We start from the raw sequence: 25,997 nt of genomic DNA, 5'->3' as shown, positions 1-25,997 counted from the left end.
CTTTAGATTACTTGTCGTTAAGCGCTTCGACACCTGGAAGAGCTTTTCCTTCCATGAACTCGAGGCTTGCGCCGCCACCTGTTGAAATGTGACTCATTTTATCTGCAAGACCAAACTTCTCAGCCGCTGCAGCAGAATCTCCACCACCGATGATCGAGTATGCATCGCTGTCAGCTAATGCTTGAGCGACACCTTTTGTTCCATTTGCATATTTATCAAGTTCGAACACACCCATTGGTCCGTTCCAGACGACGAGTTTCGAAGCCTTGATTGCTTCTGCATACAGTTCTACCGTTTTTGGACCGATATCGAGTGACATGTGATCCGCTGGGATACTGTCGATGTCGCGTGGTCCAACATATGTTTCTTCGCCGAATTCCTTCGTGATGACACAGTCAACCGGCATCAAGAATTTCACGCCTTTGTCTTCTGCTTTTTTCATGAATTCCTTCGCCTGTTCGATTTTGTCGACTTCAAGAAGTGACGTACCGACTTCATAACCTTGAGCTTTGAGGAATGTATAAGATAATCCTCCACCGATGATCAACGTGTCGACGATATCAAGCAAGTGATCGATGACGCCGATTTTATCCGCGACTTTCGAACCACCGATGATCGCTGTAAACGGACGTTCTGGATTCGAGAGTGCTTTACCGAGAACTTGAAGTTCTTTTTCGATCAACAATCCTGCTACAGCAGTCTCGACATGATGGGCGATTCCTTCTGTAGAAGCGTGCGCACGGTGAGCTGCACCAAATGCGTCGTTGACGAAAACGTCTGCAAGTTTCGCAAAACCTTCTGCGAGTTCAGGATCATTTTTCGTTTCACCTGGGTAGAAACGAACATTTTCAAGAACGATGACATCGCCTTCTTCAAGCTTGCTGACCGCTTCTTCAGCGACCGGACCGTATGCTTCTTCAACGAGCTTGATGTCTTTACCAAGCAGTTCGCTGAGGCGTGCTACGACTGGTGCAAGTGAGAATTCAGGGTTCTTCTCGCCTTTTGGACGTCCCATGTGGCTTGCGAGGATGACTTTCGCTCCACCGTCAACCAAGTGTTTGATTGTCGGAAGGGCAGCACGGATGCGTGTATCATCTGTGATTTTGCCGTCTTCTAGCGGTACGTTGAAGTCCACACGTGTAAACACGCGTTTTCCTTTTACATCGATATCGCGAATTGATTTCTTATTCATACATTCGTCCTCCGTCTCATACGTATAGTGAGGGGCTAATGCGCCCCTCCAGACTTTTTTCCGCAATAAGAGCGGAGACTGTATCGTTTCCGCTCTTATTCAATTGCTATTTAATTGCTCGAATTACTTAGCGATTTCTGCGAAGTGTTTGAGTGTGCGAATGAGCTGGCTAGTGTAAGACATTTCGTTGTCGTACCAAGCAACTGTTTTAACGAGTTGTTTGTCGCCGACTGTAACGACTTTCGTTTGTGTTGCATCGAAGAGTGATCCGTAAGAGATACCAACGATGTCAGAAGAAACGATTTCGTCTTCAGTGTAACCGTAAGATTCGTTAGCTGCTGCTTTCATTGCTGCGTTAACTTCTTCAACTGTTACTTTCTTCTCGAGAACTGTTGTGAGCTCAGTGAGTGAACCTGTAGCAACTGGTACACGTTGTGCTGCGCCATCAAGTTTACCTTGAAGTTCTGGAAGAACAAGACCGATTGCTTTAGCAGCACCAGTTGAGTTAGGAACGATGTTAGCTGCCGCTGCACGTGCACGACGGAAGTCACCTTTAGGGTGTGGAGCGTCGAGTGTGTTTTGGTCGCCAGTGTAAGCATGGATCGTTGTCATGAGACCTTGAACGATTCCGTAGTTATCTTGAAGAACTTTTGCCATTGGCGCGAGACAGTTCGTAGTACATGAAGCACCAGAGATAACTGTTTCAGTTCCGTCAAGAATTTCGTGGTTCGTGTTGAAGACAACTGTTTTCATGTCGCCAGTAGCAGGTGCTGAGATAACGACTTTTTTAGCTCCAGCTTTCAAGTGAAGCTCAGCTTTTTCTTTGTCTGTGAAGAAACCAGTACATTCGAGAACGATGTCAACACCGAGCTCGCCCCATGGGAGTTCTTCTGGGTTGCGGTTAGCAAGTGTCTTGATTTCTTTACCGTTGACGAGGAAGTAACCATCGTGTACTTCAACTTCGCCGTCGAAACGACCTTGAGTCGTATCATATTTCAAGAGGTGTGCAAGCATTTTAGTGTCTGTAAGGTCATTGATTGCGACTACTTCGATTCCGTCAAACTGAAGAATTTGACGAAGTGCCAAACGTCCGATACGTCCAAATCCATTAATACCAACTTTTACTGCCATGATAATTTTCCTCCTTTTAATGTAAAGCGAGTTATCTATTATTCAAAAGGGGGCTACCCTTTCAAAATCGTTGTTGCTGCCCCTTCATCCGTAATCAGGATGATGTCCGGGGACTGTTTGACATACGCGTTGATGGCTTCCGCTTTGGAATGTCCTCCGGCGACGACGATGACGTGTTCGACTTGTTTTAAGTCGTCCAGTTGAAGACCAACCGTCTTCACCCGATGCACGATCTTTCCGTCCCGATCGAAGTAATACCCAAATGCTTCTGCTACCGCATGTTCTTGTTCAAGCTGTTCCAGTAACTCGACTGAAGCGCGACGACGTTTTGCCATCGTTTTTGCCTCACCAATTCCATGTACCACGATTGAGGCATCTTTAATCATTTGTAACACATTTTTAATGCTTGGCTCTTCCACCATCTTCACAAACGTTTCCTTGCTGACCATGTCTGGAATGTGCAGTAAGTGATAATCACTTTGTGCACGAGATGCCATCCGTGAACAGACCGTATTCGCTTGTAATTCAAGGGTTTCACCTAAGCCGCCACGTGCCGGCACGAATGTCATCGGACGGTTTTCCTTATCGGGCGACATCATCGCCGCGACGGAAGCCATCGTCGTACCTCCTGTGACTGCAATCGTGTTGTGTACAGATGAAGAAAGTTCTCGTTTCAAACGTGCGACCGTCGCGCGTCCCATATCGCGTTGCACCCAGAAGGTTTGATCCGAATCTCCTGGTACGATGACGACATCCCGGACGCCCAGTTTTTCCTTTAAGGCTTTCGCCATATCAGAAATTCCGGCCAGTTCTGCCATCACGCTGTGCATACTTCGTAAGACGATCCGCCCTTCATCTGTCAAAGACATTCCTTGTGTCGCCACTTCGAGCAATCCTTGCTCTTTCAGGAAGTCCACTTCCCGACGCAACACCCGTTCCGTCAAGCCAAGGCTTGTCGCCAGTGTCCGTCGACCGATCGGCTGCATGAGCCGGACATAATGAAGTATGTCGTAACGTGTCTGCATTTCTTCGATCAGATCAGGCACGATTCGTTTTTGGATCTGTACTAACTGCCGAATCATGTATTCCCGCTCCTCTCAAATTGCTGGACACTTTACGTCCCGCGTGTCATATCTTGTCCCACTTGGTACATCCTCATCATAACAGCCCTCGTACAAGGATTCAAGCCTCGCCCTTTAACTTTTTTCAAGTAAGCGGTTTCTTATCGCCTCCGTCTCAAATTTGCCATAACTCCAAATTTCAGACTCATGCATCACGACAGGAATTTCATATAAAAACCGGAGACTGAGCGCAGCATCTTCTTCAATGTTAATTTCTTCGAACGTCCAATCCGGGAATTCATCAAGTACGAAATCAAGTAAGAAGGCGGCTTCCTCACATAGCGTACATCCGGGACGTGAATACAGTGTTAAGGTCGTGTGTTCTTTTGATGGCATCATTCATTCGCCTCTCGTCGTTTCGTCATGTCGGACCGGGTCAAGTTCAGACTCGCTCGATACTTCGCGACTGTCCGTCTTGCGACTTGGATGCCTTCCAGGTCGAGACGGTTGACGATCTGTTGATCCGACAGCGGCGCGGTCGCTTCCTGAATCAATTGTGCCATTCGGGCCTTGATTAAAAAGCTCGATGTGCCACTTTGCGTCTTCGATACGAAAAAATTCTCAAGCTCAAGGGTCCCCTGAATCGTCCGGATCGTTTTGTTGACGATCGCCCGACCAATCGTCGAAGGATGGTATCCCGTTTGTTCGGCGACCTCTTTTTTCGTCAACGGTTCTAAATGGAGTTCCCCTTTGAACCAACGGATTTGCCGTGCTACTATGACGTCTAGAATCGCATGCAGTGTCTTGCGTCGTCGTTCATAAGCGCTCAAAAAAGGTGTTGCTTCCTCAAGATCCGTCCAGGACGTATCGAGCGTTAAGCCGTACCAATTAATTTGCGCCTGACCGTCCACCCACGCGACATCGGCTTCCGGTATCGTTCTGGTGGTCGATGTCGGTAAGACCGGTGTTTTCGGCAACCGTTCAATCCGTCGCTTCATGTGTCTCCGCTCTGTCCCGTCATCGATTTTTTCCAGCACATCTTTCAGAGACCGTCCTTCTGACAGCTCTGCAACCAAATCAATTAAACGATCTTCTTCAAGCTCCATGGCATGCAACAGGCGACACTCTGCTTCCGAGCGTGCCGCAATTCCGGTAGGTTCACATTGCTGGAGCAGTTGTCGTGCTTGCCTGATCATCGGCTCCTCACTATCAAGCAAGACCGCTAATCGTACGTCTGTCGTTCTGAGTAATCCATCCGCGTCTAAGTACATGATGAGTTGTTCCGCCATATATCTTATTTCCTGTCTGACCGATTCTAAACGTATTTGCCGAAGAAGTTCCGCTTCAAACGAGTCGATCCGGTCGGCGACTTGCTCTAAATCCGGTGGAATCATTTTTCTTCCATTATGTTTGGTCCGTCCGGCACGACGGATGATTCGGTACAGCCGTTCCTCGAGTTCCGCCTGCGTTTCTTCCAAAACCGTCAATTGATACAACTGGGCTGCCGACATCACGAGACGTTGCGCTTGTTCCTGTCTCTGTTCCATCCGTTCCTCTCCCCTTTCCCGATTAAATTCGATTCTGCTTCTATTATATAGGAAGGATGCCGCTTCAATCGTCTCTTACGTTTTGACAAAAAATCAATAAACTCGCAAATCTAGTATTGCTTTTCTAAAAAAATGTCGGTATACTATTAATTGTTCAGTACAAACATGCACCCGTAGCTCAGGGGATAGAGCACTGGTTTCCGGTACCAGGTGTCGGGAGTTCAAATCTCTCCGGGTGTACCATACTTGAATCTTCAGGCAATGCCGTTATCGGTGTTGCCTTTTTTCTATATAAATTAGACGAGATTACTCCCACTTCTAAACGAATTGAAAGTGGGAGGTGAATCGCCCCCCTCCCTTTCGGGTATAATACCTTTCAAGGAGGTGAAAATCATGTTGAAGCATAAGGCTTATAAATTCAGAATATACCCGACAAAAGAGCAGGAAATCCTCATCGCGAAGACCATTGGTTGTTCGCGCTTTGTCTTCAACCACTTTTTAGCGAAGTGGGATGAGACGTATAAAACGACAGGTCAAGGACTGTCTTATGGTTCTTGCTCGAAAGAAATTCCTATGTTGAAGCAAGAGTTCGACTGGCTGAAAGAAGTCGATAGCCATTCGCTTCAATCGAGCGTCAAACACCTGACCGATGCGTATGACCGCTTCTTCAAGAAGCAGAACGAACGGCCTCGATTCAAATCGAAGCGCAATCCCGTCCAATCCTACAAGACCAATATCGAGAAGAAGAACCAACTTCCCGAAGTCTCAATCGTCGGTAACAAGTTAAAACTCCCGAAGTTGAAGTGGGTGCGTTTCGCCAACTCGAGGCAGGTCGCAGGACGCATCTTGAACGCGACCATCCGGCGTAACGCTTCAGGAAAATACTTCGTCTCCCTGCTCGTCGAGCAGGAAATCCACGAACTGCCGAAAACCGGTTCATCCGTCGGCGTCGATGTCGGGTTGAAGAACTTCGCCATCCTGTCGGACGGCACGGTGTACCAAAACGACCGCTACTTCCGTTCGCTCGAGAAAAAGCTGGCGCGTGAGCAACGCAAGCTCTCTCGTCGTCAGCACATCGCTTTGGACAAGAAAGTACAACTTTCCGAGTCGAAGAACTACCAGAAGCAGAAGCGAAAGGTCGCCCGCATCCACGAAAAGATTGCCAACAAGCGAACCGACTTCTTGCACAAGGTATCCACCGAGATCGTCAAAAACCACGACGTCATTGGCATCGAAACCTTGCAGGTGAAGAACATGCAGAAGAACCGCAAGTTAAACAAGTCTATCTCGGACGTCAGTTGGTCAGCGTTCTTCCGCATGCTCGAATATAAGGCGGACTGGTACGGGAAAACCGTCGTGAAAGTCGGCAAGACCTTTGCTTCCAGCCAACTGTGCTCCAGTTGCGGACATCAACACAAAGACGTGAAACATCTTGGCTTACGTAAATGGACATGCCCGATTTGTGGCATCCACCACGACCGAGATGTGAATGCAGGACTGAATCTCAAACAAGAAGCAGAACGCATCTTAGCTTCTTCAACCGTCGGGACGACGGGGTTAGCCTGATCAGGTTTCGACCGTCAGGTCGGATCACTCAGGAATCCTCCACCTCTAAGCAAAGCGTAGGTGGAGGTAGTTCAAATTGATATGTTTAGCAGCCCCGGTTTCAGGAAAAATATATAAAACCTACAGCGTATCTTTTGACCAATATTGACCAAAGGATTATGATAAGGACAAGTCGAATATGTGCTACATACCAATCATAAGGAGGCAAAGACTATGTTAATTCCAACAGTCATCGAACAAACCAACCGCGGGGAACGTGCTTACGATATCTATTCACGTTTGCTCAAGGACCGTATCATCCTTCTCGGGAGCGCGATTGACGACAACGTCGCCAACTCAGTCGTTGCCCAGTTACTCTTCCTAGCAGCAGAAGATCCAGATAAAGAAATCTCGCTTTACATCAACAGTCCAGGTGGCTCAATCACAGCAGGTATGGCGATATACGATACGATGAACTTCATCAAACCACAAGTTTCAACGATTTGTATCGGAATGGCGGCTTCCATGGGTGCATTCTTGCTTCAAGCCGGCGCGAAAGGAAAACGTTTTGCCCTTCCTAACGCTGAAATCATGATTCACCAACCACTCGGTGGTACACAAGGTCAAGCATCGGACATCAAAATCCATGCGGAACGTATCATCAAAATGCGTGAACACTTAAACAAAATCATGGCTGAAAACACAGGACAACCACTTGAAGTCATTGAGCGTGATACAGAGCGTGATAACTTCATGTCTGCTCAAACAGCAGCTGACTACGGTTTAATCGACCGCGTCATGGAACGTGCATAATTTTCATTGGACCGTCTTCGCTGATTGCGAGGACGGTTTTTTTCTGACCATCAAAAAGACCTCCGTCCCTTGCGTCGCTCTTCTCAGAACAGACGCGGACAGAGGTCCTTATTTATTAGTCGATCAAATCTGTGATATCAGAAACGATATCGTGGTTTTCGCGAATCAATGTGTAAATCCCGTTCGCATGCGGTGAAAGCTCTTCTTCTGCCTGTAATTGCTTCAGGAACAACGATGTCGCAAATGCGACGAGCGTACTTTTTGGCACACCGATCGTTTTCGCTTTTTTCGTAAGCACTTCATCAAACTTCGCATCAACTGTCAGCGAAATACGTTTTTTCTCATTAGCCATTTCAAAAACTCCTTAATTCGAACATTTAGTTGCATCGACTATATATTATAGTAGACTATGGTTCATCTCGCAAGTTACTCCCTAAAGAGACCCGGTCATCGACTCCCCGTTTCGCATTTTATCCGCAATTTGATCAATCTTGCGCAATCGATGATTGATCCCGGATTTCGAGATGGAACCACTCTCGACCATCTCGCCGAGCTCCTGCAAGGTCACATCTTGGTGTGTCACCCGCAAAATGGCGATTTCTTTTAATTTGTCCGGCAAGACATCGAGTCCGACCGTCCGTTCGAGAAACTTGATGTTCTCGACCTGGCGTAACGCCGCCCCGACGGTTTTATTCAGGTTCGCCGTCTCACAGTTGACGAGCCGGTTGACCGAATTCCGCATGTCTTTTAAGATCCGGACATCTTCAAAGCGTAACATCGAATACGTCGCTCCGACGAGCTTAAGAAAATCAGAAATCTTCTCACTTTCCTTGATGTAGAGAATATGTCCTTTTTTTCGCTCGATTGCTTTCGCATTCAAATCAAATTGATTTGTCAGGCTGCGCAAGGCGGCATTATGTTCTTCGTACAGACTGAAAATTTCCAGGTGATACGAGGACGTCGCCGGATTGTTTAACGATCCTCCGGCTAAAAAGGCACCGCGCAGATAGGCCCGTGCACGCCGTTCGTCGTTGAGAATCGAATCGCTGATCGAGCGGATCATCGTAAATCCTTCTCCCAGAATCCCAAGATCCTGTAGAATCTTATCCGCCTGTTGTTTGACGCGGACGATATAGACGTTATTTTTTTTCAGACGCATCTTTTTCCGGACAAGTAAATCCAAATGGACGGCATAGGCCCGTTTGAGCAAGGAATAAATACGGCGGGCAATCGATGCATTTTCCGTCGAGATATCCAGTGTCAGTCCACGTCCAAGCCCAAATGAGATCGCGCCGTTCATCCGGGCCAAGGCGGCGAGTTCCGCCTTCATTTCATGATCAGTGATCGCGATTTGCGTTAATTCTTTTTTGACTTCTGATGCAAAACTCACGTCAGTTCCTCCTTCCCTTCGAATTGACGTACACGTCGGATGGATAGAACTTTCCGCATGACGAGGCTTGCGACAGCATCTGAGTCATGACGGATGAAGTGATGGTTATAATCCACGATATCGTCCGCGAGTACTTCAATTCCTGCTTCTTCAAAACTCGATTCATCATAGGTCACCATATCGGCATGATCCTTCTGGTACTTCCGCAGATAACTGACATCAATCGATTCGTTGTTGACGATGATCGTATCAATCACCCCTTCACCGAGGAATCGTTCCAGGACATTCAAGTGATCATTTGCCGTAAAGGCTGTCGTCTCACCCGGTTGTGTCATGACGTTACAAATATAGACGACCGGCGCAAGCGATTGTTTGATCGCATCGCGGATTTCCTCGATCAGGACGTTCGGAATGACGCTCGTGTAGAGACTGCCGGGACCAAGGACGATGACGTCGGCATCGAGAATCGCCTGAATCGCTTCCGGAACAGGACGGACATCCTCTTCCTCGAGGAAAATCCGTTCGATGACTTTGCCGACTTTCGGAATCAAGGATTCCCCTTTGACGATCGTTCCATCTTCAAACTCGGCACATAACGTAATCGTCCGCTCCGTCGCCGGATAGACTTTCCCTTCGGCATTCAAGAGTTGTCCCATGACACCGATCGCTTCGACGAATGACCCGTTACAGAGCTGCGTCGCAGCCGTCAGCATTAAGTTACCGAGCGAGTGTCCGTGCAGACCTTCCCCCGTCTCAAAGCGGTATTGCATGATCCGGTCCATCAACGTCTCGGACTTCGACAGGGAGACGATGACGTTTCGGATATCGCCCGGCGGCAGCATGTTGAATTCCGTCCGCAAGCGGCCCGAACTTCCGCCGTCATCCGCGACGGTGACGATGGCCGTGATATCAAGCGGATAGTGTTTTAGTCCGCGCAAAAGAGTCGATAGGCCCGTTCCTCCGCCGATGGCGACGACTTTCCGTTCCCATTTCATTATTTTTCCTCCTTCGCATGGACATAATCCCGATGGTTCGTCACGACATGGTATTGATTCTTGAATTCTTTACTGATCGCTTCCGCAAACGTAATCGAGCGGTGTTTGCCCCCCGTACAGCCGAGCGCCACGACGAGCTGCGATTTCCCTTCCCGTTCATACTGGGGAATCAGGAATTCGAGCATGTCGACGAGCTTTTTATAAAACAGCTTCGCTTCCGGCCATTGCATGACATACGACGAGACTTCGAGATCGAGACCTGTCTTTGGTCGGAGTTCCGGAATGTAAAACGGGTTCGGCAGGAAACGTAAGTCAAACACAAGATCGGCATCGAGCGGCAGACCGTGCTTGAACCCGAACGACATCACGTTGACGGTGAACGGAATCCGTTCCCCTTCCGTAAATTCTTTTAAGATTCGTTCCTTTAAGGCGAGCGGTTTGATGTCACTCGTATCCATCAACAACTGGGCTTTATCGCGGAATCCTTCAAGCAACGTCCGTTCCCGTTCAATTCCGATCAACGGGGAAGCCGTCGGCGCCAAAGGATGCGACCGGCGTGATTCTTTATACCGGCGGACGAGCACGTCGTTGCGGGCATCAAGATACAGCATCCGGATTTGCAGATTCGTTTTCTTCAGATCTTCATAAACGACAAAGAAACTGTCGATGAAATCACGAGCCCGTGTATCGATGGCGACGGCGATTTTCGGACGGACCTGCCCAATCACTTCAATCAATTGCGGCAGTAACGTCGGTGGTAGATTGTCGACACAAAAATAGCCTAAGTCTTCAAAGCTGTTCATGGCGACCGTTTTTCCGGCGCCACTCATTCCTGTAATGATGACCAGTTGCGGTTGATTCTGTTCCATCTCTTCGCCCTCCAGACAACAGTTCCGTGTGTATTTTTTACTCTCGTTTCAGTATAACATAAAAAAAGAGCCAGCTTGATGGAAGAGCCTCCCAACCAAGCTGGACCTTGAATTAGACTTGTGATGATTCCTGTAATTCTTCGAGCAAGGCTTCGATGTAATGTTGCGCGTTTTGCGCTGCAATCGAACCGTCGTTTGTCGCTGTGACGACTTGACGAAGTGTTTTTTCACGCACGTCGCCGGCTGCGAAAATACCTTTGATGTTCGTTTCCATCGCTTCATTCGTCACGACATACCCTTGATCGTTCAGAATGCCGAGATCTTGGACATATCCTGTGATCGGGTTCATGCCGATGTAGATGAAGACACCATCGATCGGATACGTTGTCGTTTCCGCTGTTTTCGTATTGATCAATTCAATGCCGCCGACTTTTCCGTTATCTTCGTTGATCTGTTTAACCGTATGGTTCCAGATGAAGTCGATTTTCGGATTGTCGAATGCCCGTTTTTGAAGAATTTTTTGAGCACGTAATTCTTCACGACGGTGAACGATCGTGACTTTTTTCGCGAAGCGTGTCAAGTAGACACCTTCTTCGACGGCTGAGTCACCGCCACCGATGACGAACAGTTCTTTTTCTTTAAAGAACGCACCGTCACAGACTGCACAGTAAGAGACACCGCGTCCGCCGAGTTCTTCCTCGCCCGGAACACCAATTTTCTTGTACTGCGCCCCTGAAGCGATGATGATCGCCCGAGCATGGTAATCCTTGTTGTGTGCATGAACGGTCTTGAATGCCGGACCGTCTTCGATGCTGCGAACGTCTCCGTACGCATACTCTGCACCGAACGCTTTTGAATGGTCGAACATTTTTTGTGAAAGATCCGGTCCAAGAATGCTGTCGTAGCCCGGATAGTTTTCGATATCTTCCGTGTTGGCCATCTGGCCGCCCGGAATACCGCGCTCAATCATCAATGTCGAAAGGTTCGCACGTGATGCGTAAAGTGCAGCTGTCATTCCGGCAGGACCGGCACCAATAATGATGACGTCATAAATTTTCTGTTCAGTTTCTGTCATGATTCCACCCCATCTGTATTTTCGTTGTAATTTGAGTATAGGTGAGAATCGTACAAACGTCTAACACTTTGCACGGGCCGGGTTCAAAAGTCGTTGATAGGCACGGATCGTCGCTGCCACATCATCGAATGAAACGTGAACGAGTGCCGCGCAGTCTTCAATCAACATACCGTCGCGGACATCATGAAACAGATAAATCAAGGCCGCAGCCGACTGTTCGACCGATTCAAACGTCTCACCACTCAGAACGAGTCGGGCAAATCGTTCGTAAAAATCACCTTCGAGGCTCATCCGTTCCTCATCCGACACATATCGTTCCGCAAGACGAATCGTCATCAAGGCACGTTGAATCCGAGCATCGACAACTTCGTGCTCCCCGTTCATCTCATGAATGATTTGTTCAGTCAGTAATAAAACGTCTGGATGATCCGTCACTTCCGGCATCATCGATAATGCGAGCTTCGCTTCCTCATCGTTCAGCTTGCCGAGTAACAAGGCCGTAAAAATCCGTGAGACATCATCTTCTGTCTTCAAGGCTTGGATCAAGGCTGAGCGGAACTGGAGGTTATGACGGATGTCGTAAGCTTCCCGTTCTTCCCGCATGCCTTGCGCTTCTTCTGATTGAAGGAACGCAGCGGCTTCTTCGACATGTCCCGTCTTGAAAGCTGAGATCGACAACCAGTGTCCAAACAACGGGTCTCCCCGGTAGCCACGACGTTCGAGTAACTTCAGTTCTTCGTATGCCAAATCATGACGGCCGATGATCGCAAGCGTTGACGCGACCTTATAGCGTGTCTCAAGATTGACAGAGCGGACGTGTTCGAGTTTGTTCGACAAACGATGCGCTTCTTCATCCTGTCCCATCTCATGCAACAACACAAGCGTGTTACAGAGGGCATGCAAGTTTCCCGGATTTCCATCAAGGACTTGTTCGAGTGAAGCAAAAGCACGATCGTTTTCACCGAGATAAAACTCGACGATGGCGAGATTGTTATAGGCCGGCCAGAATGTCGGATACTGGGCGATTAATGACTCGAGTGTCTCCTGCGCCGCAAAGAGCATCCCTTTGTCGATTTGACGTTGTGCCTGAGCATGTAAACGAATCAATTCATCCTCATCGTCATCTTCCATCTCTTGTTCGAGATCGATTAATTCCACGAGTGCGGCCGATGCCTCTGCGTGTTTCCCGTTTGGTGCACTGGATAAATATTCAAGCGCGTAATTTTTAGCCTCTTCATATAAGGAGACATGCGCGTAGTTATTCGCTAAATAAAATAATGATTCGGTATTTGACTGGTCGAGCGTCCGCACTTGTTTCAAGACATCATTGGCATGATTGATTTCGCCTGTCTCGAATAAAACACGGGCGTAACGTAAAAGGTAACGGATGTCACTCGGCTGAAGTGTCGTTGCTTCATCGAGATGATAGACCGCCTCTTCCAGTCGCCCTTCCCGGTGCGCCTTCCGTCCGCGGAAATAAAAAAGCTCCGCTTGGCGCGTTGTAATCGCAAAGGGGTCTGCTTTGTATTCAGTTAATTCCATCATGATTCAAGCCCCCATAGATCTAAATCTGGTTTCGTAGTTGCAGAGACAAGAATAACCTATCTCGGAAACCGTTGCAACAGAAAAAAACGCCGGGGTTTATCCCCAACGTTTCGCATAAATCGATTCCAGTTCCTTGTAATTCTCCAAGCATTTTTGTACGAAAGCATCCGTTTGTGGGTTTTGTCCATTCAAGCGTTCCACTTCCTTGTCGAACGCTTGGCGTAAGCTTTCGGCATAGCTCGGAATCTCGCCTTCATAGGCATAGACGACACCGGGGGCAACCGTCACTTTTTCGTGCGGGTGTAAGGCGGTACGGACATGGAAGAGTGGCACGTCGATCTGATTCGGATTGTGCAGATCACCTTGAATCGGATGTTTCTCGACGGCCAATACCTCAACGACCAATCCTTGCGGACGTTCAGCAAATAATCTTCCGAAATACTTTCCTGTCTTATACGTAAAGCGGATTTGATTCATCTCGTCCTCTCCTCCTTCTCACATTTTTGTCACATTTCGTGCCGGCGCAGCGGTTGACTCGACACCCGTTCACCGGGCAGAATATCCCGGTGGACGACGGAACCTGCTCCAACCATCGCACCGTCTCCGATTGTCACACCGGGCAGAATCGTCACGTTCGCGCCAATCAACACATCATTCCCGATCGTCACGTTGCCGATCCGGTATTCGGTCGTCAAATATTCGTGACAGAGAATCGTCGTATTGAATCCGATGATGGTGTTGGAGCCGATCGTAATCCGTTCCGGGAACATCGTATCCGGCATGACCATCAAAGCAAGCGCCGTCCGGTCTCCAATCTTCATCCCGAGACACGTCCGGTAGAGGCTGTTCTTGAAGCGAAGCGACGGGGAAAACCTGCCGATCGTGATGATCGTAAAACACCACATCACCTTGAAGAACGACACCGTCCGGTACATATGCCAGAGCGGGTTCGTTGCCCCGACGTGATACCGGTCAGTCCGCCTTGGCATTTTCGGCCTCGATCCAGTCACTCAACTGTTCCATCGAATCAATGATTAAATCCGGCTGCAACGCTTCGAGATACGGACGTCCTTTAATCGCCCAGCCGACGGCAACGGTTTTCAGACCGGCATTTTTCCCGCCGTGGATGTCCGTATCGTTGTCACCAACCATGATCGTTTCTTCCCGTGTCGAACCGAGTAACGCCATCGCCTTTTCAAACGGTTCGACAGCCGGCTTCTCTTCCGTCACATCATCTGCTGCGATGATGGCATCAAACAGAGGTGTCAATCCAAACAGTTCGATTCCTTTTAGCGCGACCCGGCGACTCTTCGACGTGACGACCGCTAATTTATAGCCTTGTTCCTTCAATTGTCGTAATCCGTCGAGTACTCCCGGATATTCGAGGACAAGCGCGTCATGCATCGCGATGTTGTAACTCCGGTAAAACGCGACCATTTCTTTCCACTGGTCCGCATTCATTTCCGAAAACGACTTTTCAAGCGTCGGTCCGATGAACGGAAGCAGTTCCGCTTCCGTAAACGTCCGGTCCGGATAGTAATAATCGAGCGTATGGGCAAAACTTTTTAGGATGAGGGGGTTCGTATCAATCAACGTCCCGTCGAGATCAAATAAAATCGTTTGAATCATCGGTTCATTTCGCCTCCCGTTTTGTTCCGTCCAAATAACGAACGGCATTTTTCCGCACGAATAGCATGATGACTCCGAAGATAATCAGACAGATCGAGACGATTTGCGCGGTCCGGAGTCCGCCTCCCATCATCAAACTGTCCGTCCGTAAACCTTCGATGTAAAAACGGCCAATCGAATACCAGATCAGGTAACCGAGGAACACGTAACCGCGGCGCGGGTTGAACTTCATCCGCCAGACGATCAATAAGATGACACCGATGATGTTCCAAATACTTTCATATAAGAACGTTGGAATGTAATAGGCACCGTCGATATACATCTGATTGACGATCCAGTCCGGTAAGTGCAATGTATCCTGCAGGAAGGTCCACGTCGTCTCTCCGCCGTGAGCTTCTTGGTTAAAGAAGTTCCCCCAGCGTCCGACAGCTTGTCCGAATAAGAGCGACGGTGCCAGAATGTCGGCAATTTGCCAAAACGAGATGTTTTTCTTCCGCGTATAAATCAAAACTGTCAAAATCGCACCGATGATGGCACCATGAATCGCAATCCCGCCCTGGCGGATGTTAATGATTTGATCAAGATTCTGGCCATAATAATCCCACTCAAACGCGACATAATAAATCCGGGCACAGATGATGCTGATCGGAATCGACCAGATAACGACATCGACGGCATATTCTTCGTTAAAACCGATCCGTTTTGATTCAAAGATCGCAATCATCAGACCGACGACAGCGCCAAGCGCGATGACGATCCCGTACCAATAAATCGGAATCGGGCCCAGTTCGATGGCTACCCGATCAAACGTTGGTTGGACACTCGCTAATGTTCCCATCACAGACCACCGTTCCCGTCTTCAATCGCTTGCGCGAGACGCCCGGCAAACTCTTCTGCTGTATTGATACCCATGTTTTTCAGACGATAGTTCATCGCAGCCACCTCAATGATGACGGCTAAGTTTCGCCCTGGACGAACCGGAATCGTCAAGAACGGGATTTCCGTATCGATGATTTGCAATGTTTCCTGGTCCAGTCCTACCCGATCGTAGACTTTCGCCTGATCCCAAATTTCCAAATTACAGACGAGGCTGATTTTCTTATGCGAACGAACGGCACCGGCACCGAATAACGTCATGACATCGATGATGCCGATTCCGCGAATTTCAAGCAGATGCTGAATCAATTTCGGAGCTGTCCCGACAAGGATCCCGTCCCCGGTTTGGCGAATCTCGACCGAATCATCGGCGACCAAACGATGTCCCCGTTTGACGAGTTCCAGTGCCGTCTCGGATTTCCCGACGCCGCTTGCGCCTTTGATGAAGACACCGACACCGTAAATGTCGACGAGCACGCCATGCATCGCTGTCGTTGGCGCCAGTTCTGCCTCAAGGAAATTCGTGATTTGCGATTCGACCGATGTCGTATGTCCCTTCGTCGTCAAAAGGGGGACGTTCGTTTCGTCCGCTGCTTTGACGATGGCTTCCGGCACATCAAAACCACGTGTAATCAAAATTCCCGGTGTTTCATCCGTACAGAGAACATTTGCTCGTTCCAGCTGTTCTTCATACGTCAAGTTGTTGAAAAACGTCAATTCCGTTTTCCCGAGAATCTGGAGACGTTCTGCTGGATAATAGGCGTAATATCCGGCGAGGACAAGACCTGGTCGACAAAGATCAGCCGTCAGAATCGGACGATGTAGTCCTTCTTCCCCGGTGACAATTTTTAAATTGAATTGCTTTACGATTTCAGCTGTTCGCACTTTTGGTTGCACGCTCAATCAGCCCCTTTCACTTGAAGTATTGTACCATATTTTTATCAAAATCAAGGATTTCGATTAGAAGTGGGCAATCTTGGGAATGGAGTACAGATAGGAAAAAAAGGAGGGTTTACCATGATGGAATCATCAGGTAGTGGTATTGGCATTATTATTATCTTCATTTTATTCGGAATTCTTGCCATTGTTGGATTCGTTTATCTCATCATCGCCCTGATTGATATGTGGAAAGCGTATTCGCGTAACCAGGATCAAACGGCATTATTGTTCTTCATCATCTCGATTATCGGGATCTTTATCAGCGGTTCGTTCATCTCGTATATTTTGGCTATCATTTTCTATTGGAACCGCTCACGCCGGAAGAGTTGGATGGGGATTGGGCTGATCATTCTCTCGATTGTTCTCGGAATCATCGGTGTCATCACGCTCTTCTCGTTTGGCTATGATATGAACAATTTCGAAAACATGAATTTTGACGATCCGATGATGGATCAGGATTACGATTATTAAGCAGTACCACTTTTTATCCGGCGGCGCCCTATCCTTTGATAGCGGGTCGTCTTTTTTTTCGCAAAAAAATCCCCGCCTCTCGTTATGTAAGAGGCAGGGATCATATTATAAGGCTTGCGGACTCAAGTGAACACCGTGTGTAACGGAAATCGTACCTGTCTTCGTATCGGCAGCGACTTCAATCTTCGGTGTCCGTCCACGACCTGACAGGAAGTGGAGTTTCCGGTTGACGACTTCTTTTTGATCACGGATCAATTCCATCTCATCGAGGTTACAGTTCAACCCGCCAAAGTTCGTTTCCAGTTCACCGTAGACTTCCGCACCGTGCGGCAACATCAGGGCGATACTTCCCGCAAGCGACGATGCTTGGATCTTCGCATCCTGGACCGTCTTCAGTTCACAACGGACGTTTCCGTTCGCCGTCTTCAGCTCAGAGCGCTCAAACACACCTGTCGCGATGACTTGACCATTGGCTGTTTTCGCTTTTAGAGACTTGATTTCCGATTCTTCGATTTCGATCGAACCGTTTGCTGTTGATGTCTTCACTTCTTCACTGAACAGGTCACGAACCTGAATCCGTCCATTCGCCGTCATCAGTTGCACCGACGTCGCATCGAGCGAAGATAACGTGATTTCACCATTTAACGTCTGCAACACAAATGATTCATAGTGACGGCGCGGAACCTTCAAGTGAACCGTCGCTCGAACCCGTTTGTCTTTTAAACGAATCGATAACGTATTCGCAGAGACAGAGTGCTGAAGCGCTGCTTGCAGCTGCTCCAGTGCCTGTTCTTCGTTAACTTGACGGAGCGGGCGACCGGTAACGGTCAACTCACACTCTTCCAAATCACCCGGTTCGACGATTGCATTGGCATTAAATAAATCCAAATGAATCGTCTCACCGCTGAACGGGAATTGTTTGACGTACGTGACGTTCGGTCCGGACGTTTGATTGAGTGATAAATCACTCTCTTTAATCCGGTTGACGAGGCCGTCAAAAGCTGACATGACCTTCGTTGTCAAAGAATCGACCGTATAATGATCGACCCGGTCGTAATGTTCCGGTTCGTCCACGTATTTATGCTCACTTGCCTGCGACGGGTTCTGATCGATTGCCTCGAGGCGCTCTAATTTGTCGAGCGCTTCGTCAATCGTCAGCTTTCCTTCTTTCACTTGTTCAAGTATCAGTTGGCGCATATCTTGCTTCATCAGTATTTCCCTCCTCTGATCTGGTACACGTTAATCGATGTGACTTGCTTATTTACTTCGTTCTACTTCCCTTACTTCCCTTTTTACGATTCCTGAATCAAAAAAGTTTCAAGATTCAATCCGGGCCGCGTCCCGTTCGAGAACAGGAGCCAGGTAATGACCTGTGTACGACTCCTTGACAGCTGCGATTTCTTCCGGTGTCCCGGTCGCGACAATCTTCCCGCCACCGTCTCCGCCCTCCGGACCAAGATCGATCAAATAATCGGCTGTCTTGATGACATCGAGATTGTGTTCGATGACGAGCACCGTGTCACCGTTGTCGACCAGTCGTTGCAAGACTTTCAGCAACCGGGCGATATCGTGGACGTGGAGCCCTGTCGTCGGTTCATCAAGGATGTAAATCGTTTTCCCGGTCGACCGTTTATGCAGCTCAGATGCCAGTTTGACCCGTTGCGCTTCTCCGCCGGACAGTTCCGTTGCCGGTTGTCCGAGACGCATGTATGTCAGACCAACGTCGGCAATCGTCTGCAGCTTCCGGCTGATTTTCGGAATCTTATCAAAGAATTCCAAGGCATCTTCGACTGTCATCTCCAGGACATCAGCAATCGTCTTGCCTTTATATTTCACTTCCAGTGTTTCGCGGTTGTACCGTTTTCCGTGACAGATTTCACACGGAACGTAGACATCCGGCAGGAAGTGCATTTCGATTTTGATGATTCCATCGCCGCGGCAGGCTTCACAGCGTCCGCCTTTAATGTTGAAACTGAAACGGCCTTTTTTGTAGCCGCGGAGCTTCGCTTCGTTCGTCGAGGCGAACACGTCGCGGATATCGTCAAAGACGCCGGTATACGTCGCCGGGTTCGAACGCGGTGTCCGACCGATCGGTGACTGGTCGATATCGATGACCTTATCGATTTGATCGAGTCCGGAAATTCCTTTATGGGCGCCCGGTTTTTCCTTCGCCCGGTTCATCTCGTGAGCAATCGTTTTATAAAGAATCTCGTTGATCAACGTCGATTTCCCGGAACCCGACACACCGGTCACGGCAACAAACAAACCAAGCGGAATGTCGACATCGACGTTTTTCAAATTGTTTTCCGACGCTTTATGAATCCGTAAGGCCCGACCGTCCGGTTGTTTCCGTTCAGACGGAACCGGAATGAATTTCTTGCCGGATAGATATTGTCCCGTCAACGAGTTCGGATCCTGCATTAATTCTTCCGGACGTCCCGCTGCCGTGACGAATCCGCCGTGATCGCCGGCTCCCGGTCCGATATCGATCAGGTAATCCGCAGCCATCATCGTATCTTCATCGTGTTCGACGACAATCAGCGTGTTTCCGAGATCGCGCATCGTCTTCAACGTATTGATCAAGCGGTCGTTATCGCGTTGGTGGAGTCCGATTGACGGTTCATCCAAGACGTAGAGAACTCCTGTCAGCCGGGAACCGATTTGTGTCGCCAGACGAATCCGTTGCGCTTCCCCGCCGGATAATGTTCCGGCGGCACGCGAGATTGTCAGATAATCAAGACCGACGTTTTCGAGGAATGAAGACCGTTCATGAATTTCGCGGACGATCATCCGCGAAATTGTCTGATCCTTCTCCGACAGTTTGCTTGGTAACTCTTCAAACCAGACGACAGCTTGTTTGACGGACATCTTCGTCACATCACCGATGTGGATTCCTGACACTTTGACTGCCAATGATTCGCGTTTCAAGCGGTGTCCTTTACACGTCGGACACGCTTTTTTCGCCATGTACCCTTCCATCTGTTCACGGATGTAGTCCGATGATGTCTCTTTGAAGCGGCGCTGCAGGTTATTCAGGACACCTTCAAAGAATAACGATGTATTGCGGACCATCCCGAAGTCATTTTCATAACGGAACTGAATTTCTTCCTTCGTGCTACCGTTCAACAAGATATCGCGGTGTTCTTCCGACAACTGTTCGAAAGGCGTATCCATGTCGATGTTAAAGTGGTTGCAGACAGCCGCCAGCAACTGAGGATAGTATTGTGAACTCGTTGGTTCCCAGGCGATAATCGCCCCTTCGTTGAGCGATTTATCCGGATGCGGCACGACGAGATCGACATCGACTTCCAGTTTCGTTCCGAGACCGTCACACGACGTACAGGCACCAAACGGTGAGTTGAACGAGAACATGCGTGGTTCGAGTTCACCGATTGAGAAGCCGCAAATCGGACAGGCATGATGTTCGCTGAACAACAGTTCGTTCCCATCCATCGTATCGACGATGACGCGACCGTCAGCAAGACGAAGGGCCGTCTCGAGTGAGTCCGCGAGGCGGGCTTCAGCGTCCGGACGCACGACGACCCGGTCGACGACGACTTCGATTGAGTGTTTTTTATTTTTCTCGAGTTCGATTTCATCCGTCAAATCGATCGTTTCTCCATCAACACGGACGCGGACGAATCCTTCTTTTTTCAAGTCTTCGAAGACTTTGACATGGGCTCCTTTGCGTCCGGAAATAATCGGCGCGAGAATTTGCAGACGGCTGCGTTCCGGCAGTTCCATCACTTGGTCGACCATCTGACTGATTGTTTGGCTCGAGATTTCGATTCCGTGATTAGGACAGATCGGTTTCCCAATCCGTGCATACAGCAGACGCAGATAGTCATAAATTTCCGTGACCGTCCCGACCGTCGACCTCGGGTTTTTACTTGTCGTCTTTTGGTCGATTGAAATCGCCGGACTGAGTCCTTCAATCGCATCGACATCCGGTTTGTCCATCTGACCTAAAAACTGACGGGCATAAGCGGACAGACTTTCGACATACCGCCGTTGTCCTTCCGCATAAATCGTATCAAACGCGAGGGATGATTTCCCCGATCCCGACAAGCCCGTCAAGACGACGAGCTGATCGCGCGGAATTTCGACATCGATGTTCTGTAAGTTATTGACGCGAGCGCCTTTGATGATGATTTTGTTCTTTTTTTCTGCCAACTTAGGCACCTGCTTTCAATTCTAAGATAAGGTCTCGCAATTCAGCTGCCCGTTCAAACTGCATGTCTTTCGCCGCTTGACGCATCTCTTGATCGAGTTGTTCGAGCAACGTTTCGCGTTCCGGTTTTTTCAGTTTGTTGAACTTCTCGAGTTTTTCGACGGTATCATCATTCTCAATCGTCGTACTGATGACACCACGGACATCTTTTTGAATCGTTTTCGGCGTGATACCGTGTTCTTTATTAAAGGCGAGCTGAATGTTTCGCCGCCGATCGGTTTCATCAATGGCCCGCTGCATCGAGTCGGTCATCTTATCAGCAAAGAGAATGACGTGCCCTTCCGAGTTCCGGGCCGCCCGACCGATCGTCTGAATCAGCGACCGTTCCGAACGCAGGAACCCTTCTTTATCGGCATCGAGAATCGTCACGAGCGAGACTTCCGGAATATCAAGTCCTTCCCGCAACAGGTTAATCCCGACGAGGACATCGTATTTGCCGAGCCGTAAATCGCGGATGATTTCAATCCGTTCGAGTGTCTTGATTTCCGAGTGCATATAGTTGACCTTGACGCCATGTTCTTTCAGGTAGTCCGTCAAGTCTTCCGACATTTTTTTCGTCAACGTCGTCACGAGAACCCGTTCATTTTTCGCGACGCGCTCCCGGATGTTATCCATCAGGTAGTCGATTTGTCCCGTGATCGGATGAATCTCGATCGTCGGGTCGACCAGTCCGGTCGGTCGGATGATCTGTTCAACCATCTCTTTTGTATGTTCGATTTCGTAAGGACCCGGTGTCGCCGAGATATAGATCGCCTGGCTGACCTTTTCTTCGAATTCCTCGAACCGGAGCGGCCGGTTGTCCTTCGCCGACGGCAGACGGAAACCGTGGTCGACGAGGACTTGTTTCCGTGCCTGATCGCCGTTGTACATACCGCGGATTTGCGGCAACGTCACGTGCGACTCATCGGCGACGAGCAGGAAGTCCTTCGGGAAATAGTCGATCAGCGTATACGGTGTCGAGCCCGGTGGCATTAAGTTCAAGTGGCGGGAATAGTTTTCAATCCCGGAACAGTAACCCATCTCGCGCATCATCTCGAGATCGTAGTTCGTCCGTTGTTCGAGACGCTGGGCTTCAAGCAGCATACCGTCTTCGCGCATCTTCGCGAGTTGCGTTTCGAGCTCAGCCTCAATGTTCGCAATCGCTTTTTGCAGACGGGTATCCCCCGTCACGAAGTGGGATGCCGGGAAAATCGAGATGTGTTCCCGGTCGGCAATGATTTCACCGGTCAATGGATCCATATCGCGGATGCGTTCGATCTCATCTCCGAAAAATTCGACCCGGACACATTGTTCATCACGCGACGCCGGGAAAATTTCGACGACGTCTCCCCGGACGCGGAACCGTCCGCGCTGGAAATCGATATCGTTCCGTTCATATTGGATATCGATCAGACGGCGTAACATCTCGTTCCGTCCCATCTCGTTTCCGACACGTAACGACAGCACGTGGTTGTTGTACTCTTCCGGATTACCGAGACCATAGATACACGATACCGACGCGACAATCAGCACATCTTCGCGTTCAAACAAAGAAGATGTCGCCGAGTGACGTAATTTATCAATCTCATCATTGATCGATGAGTCTTTTTCGATGAACGTATCCGTCGACGGTACGTACGCTTCCGGTTGATAATAATCATAAAAGCTGACGAAATATTCGACTGCGTTATTTGGGAAGAACTCTTTGAACTCCGAATACAGCTGACCGGCAAGCGTCTTGTTGTGCGCTAAGACCAATGTCGGCTTCTTAATCTCTTTGATGACGTTCGAGACGGTGAATGTTTTCCCTGTTCCCGTCGCTCCAAGTAACGTCTGATGGCGCTCGCCGTTCTTGACGCCTGCAATCAGTTTTTCAATTGCCACCGGTTGGTCGCCACCCGGTTCAAATGGTGATACTAACTCAAAATCCATCGTATTCTTCCCCCTCATCCAGTTCACAAAATCTATTTTTATTGTACCACTTTACGAACAAACATTCGATTTTGAAGTGCTCCATTTAAAAGTTACCCGTTTTTCACCAAAAGAAAAAGTCCAGCACGGCGGCTGGACTTTTTTTTTAGCTGGATTTTGATTTTGACTCACTGAAGTGTCCGGATTTTCGTCCGTTTATTACCGGGCTCACTGACGAACAAAATCCCAAGATCGTGATGATCCTGTTCATAAAAAGCCCGCTGTGCGAACCGGACGTCTCCGTTATGGTTCATGACTTCGAGACGGAGATACGGCTTATGTTTTTGAATCGCTTCATAAAATGATTTCTCCGACTCGACGAACTCTCCGTTGACCTTATAAATCGCTTCACCCGGAATCAGTCCCATCTCAGAAGCCGGTTTCTCCGGTAACGTCCCGAGAATGACGACACCACGTTTTCCATTAAGGAACAACGGGGTCTGTGACCGGTTGAGTCGTTTCGTCCGCTGATGCAGAATCAGGTGAATAATTAACAAGACAGGCAAGCCGTACAACCAGACATCCTGTCCGGTCAAGAATGCCCCTGCCGCGAGCACGACAGACAATAAGAACGTGATCAGCCGCCCTTGGATCAGGGGACGGATCAACTGTTCCGGTAACTGGCCAGTAAAGAGGAAGCTGAAGCCGACCGGCAAGAACAGGACGATCGGAACGAACTCCGGAAACGACCATTGCGGAATGAAGGCTTCCAGACTGCTTCCCGGCACAAGGACGACGAGCGGAATCAACCACAGTTTATTGGACGATAGACCACCGATGTAACGTCCCCGTTTCGACAAGACGAGCGAAGGCGATAAATTCTTTTTTCCCCGCCAGATGAGCAACAGGAATTCGGCACCTAACGATAGGGCTGCAAGCAGTAACCAATCGCTGACACTGACATCCCGAAGACCATCAATCCGTTCACTCGTCATGAACCAGGTGACACCTGCTAAGATGACAAGCGACCCTAACGGTAAATTGAATCGAATGATACCAGTTAACAGAATCAAGAACGTCAACACCATGAAAGCAATCAGAAACTCGGACGAGACCGTCAATGCCAGACTTACACTGATGACGGATAAGACAAGACCAACTACGAAGCCGGGAACAAGCGTTTCGAAGACATCGGTCCGTTTGCTGCGCGTCCGTGACCGGAACAGGTTCCGTTCACGTTTGACACGTCGCACGCTGAGTAAAAAACTGACTAGAATTGCTAACCACAAGATTGGACTAGCAAAGAGACTAATCACTGTCCAACCGATTCCATCGAGTAATTCCACGCTCATTCAGACCTCTTTCTGTGAGTTATTGTGCAGCGACTTCCAACGCCTTGATGCGCTGAACATCATTTTTTTGATCTTCCAGTTTCTTCAGAAGACGGCTTTCCATTTCGGACGCCGTCACTTGATCGATTTTACCGGTCGCTTCGAGCTTCGCTTCTTTTTGGAGACGCTCGACAGCCTGTTTCATCGTATCGCCGAAGTAACCGTCCTGCCCTTTTGGATCGAAGCCGATCGCTTCGAGAACCAGGTGCGCGTTTTCGACAGCTTTGCCGTAATCTCCGCTTGCAAGTGTCTTGTCATCCGTTAGAATCTTCGTCACATTGAAGTAATCCGGCTGTTTGACTTCGACTGTCGGCTTGACGCCTTTTTTATGAATCCAGTTTCCGTCCGGAGTCAGCCATTTATTCGTCGTCAGTTTCAAATCACTGCCATCTTTTAAATCATAGGCACTTTGAACGATTCCTTTTCCGAACGACTTCGTCCCGACCACTTCCGCACCGGCACCTTCTTTTAGACCGGCTGCCAGAATTTCAGAAGCCGAGGCCGATCCACTGTCTTCGAGGACAACGAGCTTATAGGGTTTCTTCTCGTCCGCTTTCCCGAATTCCTGCGTCCGTTCGCCTTTGTTATCTTCTACTTGGAAAATCGGTGTCTCCTTCGGAATGAACGGAGCAATCATTTGTGAGACTGCCGTCAGCAGACCACCCGGATTTCCCCGGACATCAATGACAAGTCCATCAATGTTTTTCTCTTCGAGCGCTGCGAGTTGTTTTTCGAACTCTTTTGCCGTCGGGTCCGAGAATTGTGTCACTTGCAGGACACCGATCGTCTTGCCGTTAACTTTTTCTGTCTTCGAGTAGACGGTTTCAATCGGAATCGTATCGCGGACGATCGTAATCTTCATCGGATCCTGTCCGCCGCGTTGAATCGTCAAGACGACTTTCGTGCCTTTTTCGCCGCGGATTTTTTTTACCGCTTGATCCGTTTTCTGTCCTTTTGTTGATTTACTGTCGATTTCTAAAATAATATCTCCTGGTTTGATACCGGCTTTTTCAGCAGGCGATCCCTTGATCGGTGAGACGATAACAATCGATTCGCCTTTTTGTTCAAGCGTCGCGCCGATTCCTTCGAACGACGATGACAAGTTCGTGTTGAACGATGCGGTTTCCGATTCGTCCATATAAACGGAATACGGATCTTCGAGGACTTCCGTCATTCCCGTCAATGCCCCTTCTAGCAACTCTTGATCCGATACGTCTTCCAAATAATTTTGTGAAATCATCTGTCGGACCTGATCAATCTTTTTCCAATCCCCCGTTGCTTTAGACGAAGAACCCGTCGCCACTGAATCCGTTCCACCTGCCGCTAACATCCCGACAGCCCCTGCTCCAAGACCCAAACCAAACGTACTGACCGCGATGACGGCCGTTGTCGATTTTTTCACGCGTA

General features: G+C 48.9%; 24 protein-coding genes and 1 tRNA gene. 4 read left to right on the top strand and 21 right to left on the bottom strand.

Translation table 11 applies throughout. From position 1 onward, the window contains the following. Positions 1-7 precede the first annotated feature (7 nt). From P402_RS0104335 to P402_RS0104315, 5 genes are all read right to left on the bottom strand, one after another. Positions 8-1,192 (bottom strand): phosphoglycerate kinase, encoded by a 1,185-nt coding sequence (locus P402_RS0104335; RefSeq protein ID WP_026827584.1) that lies wholly within the window; start codon positions 1,190-1,192, stop codon positions 8-10. Between the two features lie 123 nt (positions 1,193-1,315). Then, on the bottom strand, positions 1,316-2,323 hold the full coding sequence (gap, locus tag P402_RS0104330) for a type I glyceraldehyde-3-phosphate dehydrogenase (RefSeq protein ID WP_012371263.1): 1,008 nt from the start codon (positions 2,321-2,323) through the stop codon (positions 1,316-1,318). Positions 2,324-2,376: 53 nt separating this feature from the next. Then, a complete protein-coding gene (locus P402_RS0104325) occupies positions 2,377-3,402 on the bottom strand; it encodes a sugar-binding transcriptional regulator (protein WP_026827583.1) in 1,026 nt (341 codons plus the stop codon). Between the two features lie 117 nt (positions 3,403-3,519). Then, positions 3,520-3,783 (bottom strand): glutaredoxin family protein, encoded by a 264-nt coding sequence (locus tag P402_RS0104320; protein WP_026827582.1) that lies wholly within the window; start codon positions 3,781-3,783, stop codon positions 3,520-3,522. After that, positions 3,780-4,931 (bottom strand): RNA polymerase factor sigma-54, encoded by a 1,152-nt coding sequence (locus P402_RS0104315; RefSeq protein WP_026827581.1) that lies wholly within the window; start codon positions 4,929-4,931, stop codon positions 3,780-3,782. The genes P402_RS0104320 and P402_RS0104315 overlap by 4 nt, the downstream gene beginning before the upstream one ends. Before the next feature lie 167 nt (positions 4,932-5,098). Between P402_RS0104315 and P402_RS0104310 the strand changes: the two genes are divergently transcribed. The 3 genes from P402_RS0104310 to clpP all read left to right on the top strand — a co-directional run bounded on the left by P402_RS0104310 (position 5,099) and on the right by clpP (position 7,289). Further along, positions 5,099-5,174: transfer RNA gene (locus P402_RS0104310), tRNA-Arg, on the top strand. Positions 5,175-5,324: 150 nt separating this feature from the next. Next, positions 5,325-6,497, top strand: coding sequence for an IS200/IS605 family element RNA-guided endonuclease TnpB (gene tnpB / locus P402_RS0104305; protein WP_026827580.1), 1,173 nt, complete (start codon positions 5,325-5,327; stop codon positions 6,495-6,497). A gap of 180 nt (positions 6,498-6,677) precedes the next feature. Next, positions 6,678-7,289 carry an ATP-dependent Clp endopeptidase proteolytic subunit ClpP gene (clpP, locus tag P402_RS0104300; RefSeq protein WP_268745040.1) on the top strand — a complete coding sequence of 204 codons (612 nt, stop codon included), beginning with the start codon at positions 6,678-6,680 and terminating at the stop codon, positions 7,287-7,289. Between the two features lie 115 nt (positions 7,290-7,404). Here the strand turns inward: clpP and P402_RS0104295 are convergent, their stop codons facing one another. The 11 genes from P402_RS0104295 to hprK all read right to left on the bottom strand — a co-directional run bounded on the left by P402_RS0104295 (position 7,405) and on the right by hprK (position 16,565). Continuing rightward, positions 7,405-7,641, bottom strand: coding sequence for a hypothetical protein (locus P402_RS0104295; protein ID WP_012371268.1), 237 nt, complete (start codon positions 7,639-7,641; stop codon positions 7,405-7,407). Between the two features lie 81 nt (positions 7,642-7,722). Beyond that, positions 7,723-8,679 (bottom strand): DNA-binding protein WhiA, encoded by a 957-nt coding sequence (whiA, locus tag P402_RS0104290; RefSeq protein WP_026827578.1) that lies wholly within the window; start codon positions 8,677-8,679, stop codon positions 7,723-7,725. Further along, the gene (locus P402_RS0104285; RefSeq protein WP_026827577.1) at positions 8,676-9,674 is read right to left on the bottom strand and encodes a gluconeogenesis factor YvcK family protein; all 999 of its coding nucleotides are present in this window, start codon (positions 9,672-9,674) and stop codon (positions 8,676-8,678) included. Before P402_RS0104285 ends, whiA begins: the two co-directional genes overlap by 4 nt. Continuing rightward, positions 9,674-10,543, bottom strand: a complete 870-nt coding sequence (gene rapZ / locus P402_RS0104280) for an RNase adapter RapZ (RefSeq protein ID WP_026827576.1) — start codon at positions 10,541-10,543, stop codon at positions 9,674-9,676. Before rapZ ends, P402_RS0104285 begins: the two co-directional genes overlap by 1 nt. A 112-nt stretch (positions 10,544-10,655) precedes the next feature. Next, on the bottom strand, positions 10,656-11,618 hold the full coding sequence (trxB, locus tag P402_RS0104275; RefSeq protein ID WP_012371272.1) for a thioredoxin-disulfide reductase: 963 nt from the start codon (positions 11,616-11,618) through the stop codon (positions 10,656-10,658). 60 nt (positions 11,619-11,678) lie between these two features. After that, entirely contained in the window at positions 11,679-13,163 is a 1,485-nt protein-coding gene (locus tag P402_RS0104270) for a tetratricopeptide repeat protein (RefSeq protein WP_026827575.1), read from the bottom strand. 96 nt (positions 13,164-13,259) lie between these two features. Continuing rightward, complete coding sequence (gene kapB, locus P402_RS16210) at positions 13,260-13,640, bottom strand: sporulation phosphorelay system protein KapB (RefSeq protein WP_034769706.1); 381 nt, start codon at positions 13,638-13,640, stop codon at positions 13,260-13,262. Between the two features lie 29 nt (positions 13,641-13,669). Further along, complete coding sequence (locus tag P402_RS0104260; RefSeq protein ID WP_026827574.1) at positions 13,670-14,152, bottom strand: acyltransferase; 483 nt, start codon at positions 14,150-14,152, stop codon at positions 13,670-13,672. Then, the gene (ppaX, locus tag P402_RS0104255) at positions 14,136-14,792 is read right to left on the bottom strand and encodes a pyrophosphatase PpaX (protein WP_026827573.1); all 657 of its coding nucleotides are present in this window, start codon (positions 14,790-14,792) and stop codon (positions 14,136-14,138) included. The genes P402_RS0104260 and ppaX overlap by 17 nt, the downstream gene beginning before the upstream one ends. Before the next feature lie 4 nt (positions 14,793-14,796). Further along, positions 14,797-15,630 carry a prolipoprotein diacylglyceryl transferase gene (gene lgt / locus P402_RS0104250; protein WP_026827572.1) on the bottom strand — a complete coding sequence of 278 codons (834 nt, stop codon included), beginning with the start codon at positions 15,628-15,630 and terminating at the stop codon, positions 14,797-14,799. Further along, entirely contained in the window at positions 15,630-16,565 is a 936-nt protein-coding gene (hprK, locus tag P402_RS0104245) for an HPr(Ser) kinase/phosphatase (RefSeq protein WP_012371278.1), read from the bottom strand. Before hprK ends, lgt begins: the two co-directional genes overlap by 1 nt. Positions 16,566-16,685: 120 nt before the next feature. Between hprK and P402_RS0104240 the strand changes: the two genes are divergently transcribed. Continuing rightward, entirely contained in the window at positions 16,686-17,078 is a 393-nt protein-coding gene (locus tag P402_RS0104240) for a hypothetical protein (protein WP_026827571.1), read from the top strand. A gap of 105 nt (positions 17,079-17,183) precedes the next feature. Here the strand turns inward: P402_RS0104240 and P402_RS0104235 are convergent, their stop codons facing one another. The 5 genes from P402_RS0104235 to P402_RS0104215 form a co-directional block, all read right to left on the bottom strand. Then, complete coding sequence (locus P402_RS0104235) at positions 17,184-18,287, bottom strand: DUF4097 family beta strand repeat-containing protein (protein ID WP_026827570.1); 1,104 nt, start codon at positions 18,285-18,287, stop codon at positions 17,184-17,186. Positions 18,288-18,395: 108 nt separating this feature from the next. Further along, positions 18,396-21,251: an excinuclease ABC subunit UvrA gene (uvrA, locus tag P402_RS0104230; RefSeq protein WP_026827569.1), complete on the bottom strand. Its 2,856-nt coding sequence runs from the start codon at positions 21,249-21,251 to the stop codon at positions 18,396-18,398. A gap of 1 nt (position 21,252) precedes the next feature. After that, a complete protein-coding gene (uvrB, locus tag P402_RS0104225) occupies positions 21,253-23,220 on the bottom strand; it encodes an excinuclease ABC subunit UvrB (protein ID WP_026827568.1) in 1,968 nt (655 codons plus the stop codon). Between the two features lie 167 nt (positions 23,221-23,387). Beyond that, the gene (locus P402_RS0104220; protein ID WP_026827567.1) at positions 23,388-24,551 is read right to left on the bottom strand and encodes a hypothetical protein; all 1,164 of its coding nucleotides are present in this window, start codon (positions 24,549-24,551) and stop codon (positions 23,388-23,390) included. Positions 24,552-24,570: 19 nt separating this feature from the next. Continuing rightward, a complete protein-coding gene (locus P402_RS0104215; RefSeq protein ID WP_026827566.1) occupies positions 24,571-25,992 on the bottom strand; it encodes a S41 family peptidase in 1,422 nt (473 codons plus the stop codon). Between the last annotated feature and the right edge of the window lie 5 nt (positions 25,993-25,997).

Source organism: Exiguobacterium sibiricum 7-3 (assembly GCF_000620865.1).
Taxonomy (GTDB): domain Bacteria; phylum Bacillota; class Bacilli; order Exiguobacteriales; family Exiguobacteriaceae; genus Exiguobacterium_A; species Exiguobacterium_A sibiricum_A.
This window is presented reverse-complemented; position numbering and strand designations above follow the sequence as displayed.

Excerpts from the sequence above, each read along its gene's own strand:
- P402_RS0104295 (WP_012371268.1), bottom strand. The coding sequence starts at position 7,641 with ATGGCTAATGAGAAAAAACGTATTTCGCTGACAGTTGATGCGAAGTTT.
- tnpB (WP_026827580.1), top strand. The coding sequence starts at position 5,325 with ATGTTGAAGCATAAGGCTTATAAATTCAGAATATACCCGACAAAAGAG.
- P402_RS0104240 (WP_026827571.1), top strand. The coding sequence starts at position 16,686 with ATGATGGAATCATCAGGTAGTGGTATTGGCATTATTATTATCTTCATT.
- trxB (WP_012371272.1), bottom strand. The coding sequence starts at position 11,618 with ATGACAGAAACTGAACAGAAAATTTATGACGTCATCATTATTGGTGCC.
- lgt (WP_026827572.1), bottom strand. The coding sequence starts at position 15,630 with ATGGGAACATTAGCGAGTGTCCAACCAACGTTTGATCGGGTAGCCATC.
- P402_RS0104315 (WP_026827581.1), bottom strand. The coding sequence starts at position 4,931 with ATGGAACAGAGACAGGAACAAGCGCAACGTCTCGTGATGTCGGCAGCC.
- kapB (WP_034769706.1), bottom strand. The coding sequence starts at position 13,640 with ATGAATCAAATCCGCTTTACGTATAAGACAGGAAAGTATTTCGGAAGA.
- P402_RS0104270 (WP_026827575.1), bottom strand. The coding sequence starts at position 13,163 with ATGATGGAATTAACTGAATACAAAGCAGACCCCTTTGCGATTACAACG.
- P402_RS0104260 (WP_026827574.1), bottom strand. The coding sequence starts at position 14,152 with ATGCCAAGGCGGACTGACCGGTATCACGTCGGGGCAACGAACCCGCTC.
- P402_RS0104220 (WP_026827567.1), bottom strand. The coding sequence starts at position 24,551 with ATGAGCGTGGAATTACTCGATGGAATCGGTTGGACAGTGATTAGTCTC.
- P402_RS0104335 (WP_026827584.1), bottom strand. The coding sequence starts at position 1,192 with ATGAATAAGAAATCAATTCGCGATATCGATGTAAAAGGAAAACGCGTG.
- uvrB (WP_026827568.1), bottom strand. The coding sequence starts at position 23,220 with ATGGATTTTGAGTTAGTATCACCATTTGAACCGGGTGGCGACCAACCG.
- gap (WP_012371263.1), bottom strand. The coding sequence starts at position 2,323 with ATGGCAGTAAAAGTTGGTATTAATGGATTTGGACGTATCGGACGTTTG.
- P402_RS0104320 (WP_026827582.1), bottom strand. The coding sequence starts at position 3,783 with ATGATGCCATCAAAAGAACACACGACCTTAACACTGTATTCACGTCCC.
- P402_RS0104285 (WP_026827577.1), bottom strand. The coding sequence starts at position 9,674 with ATGAAATGGGAACGGAAAGTCGTCGCCATCGGCGGAGGAACGGGCCTA.
- rapZ (WP_026827576.1), bottom strand. The coding sequence starts at position 10,543 with ATGGAACAGAATCAACCGCAACTGGTCATCATTACAGGAATGAGTGGC.
- P402_RS0104235 (WP_026827570.1), bottom strand. The coding sequence starts at position 18,287 with ATGAAGCAAGATATGCGCCAACTGATACTTGAACAAGTGAAAGAAGGA.
- ppaX (WP_026827573.1), bottom strand. The coding sequence starts at position 14,792 with ATGATTCAAACGATTTTATTTGATCTCGACGGGACGTTGATTGATACG.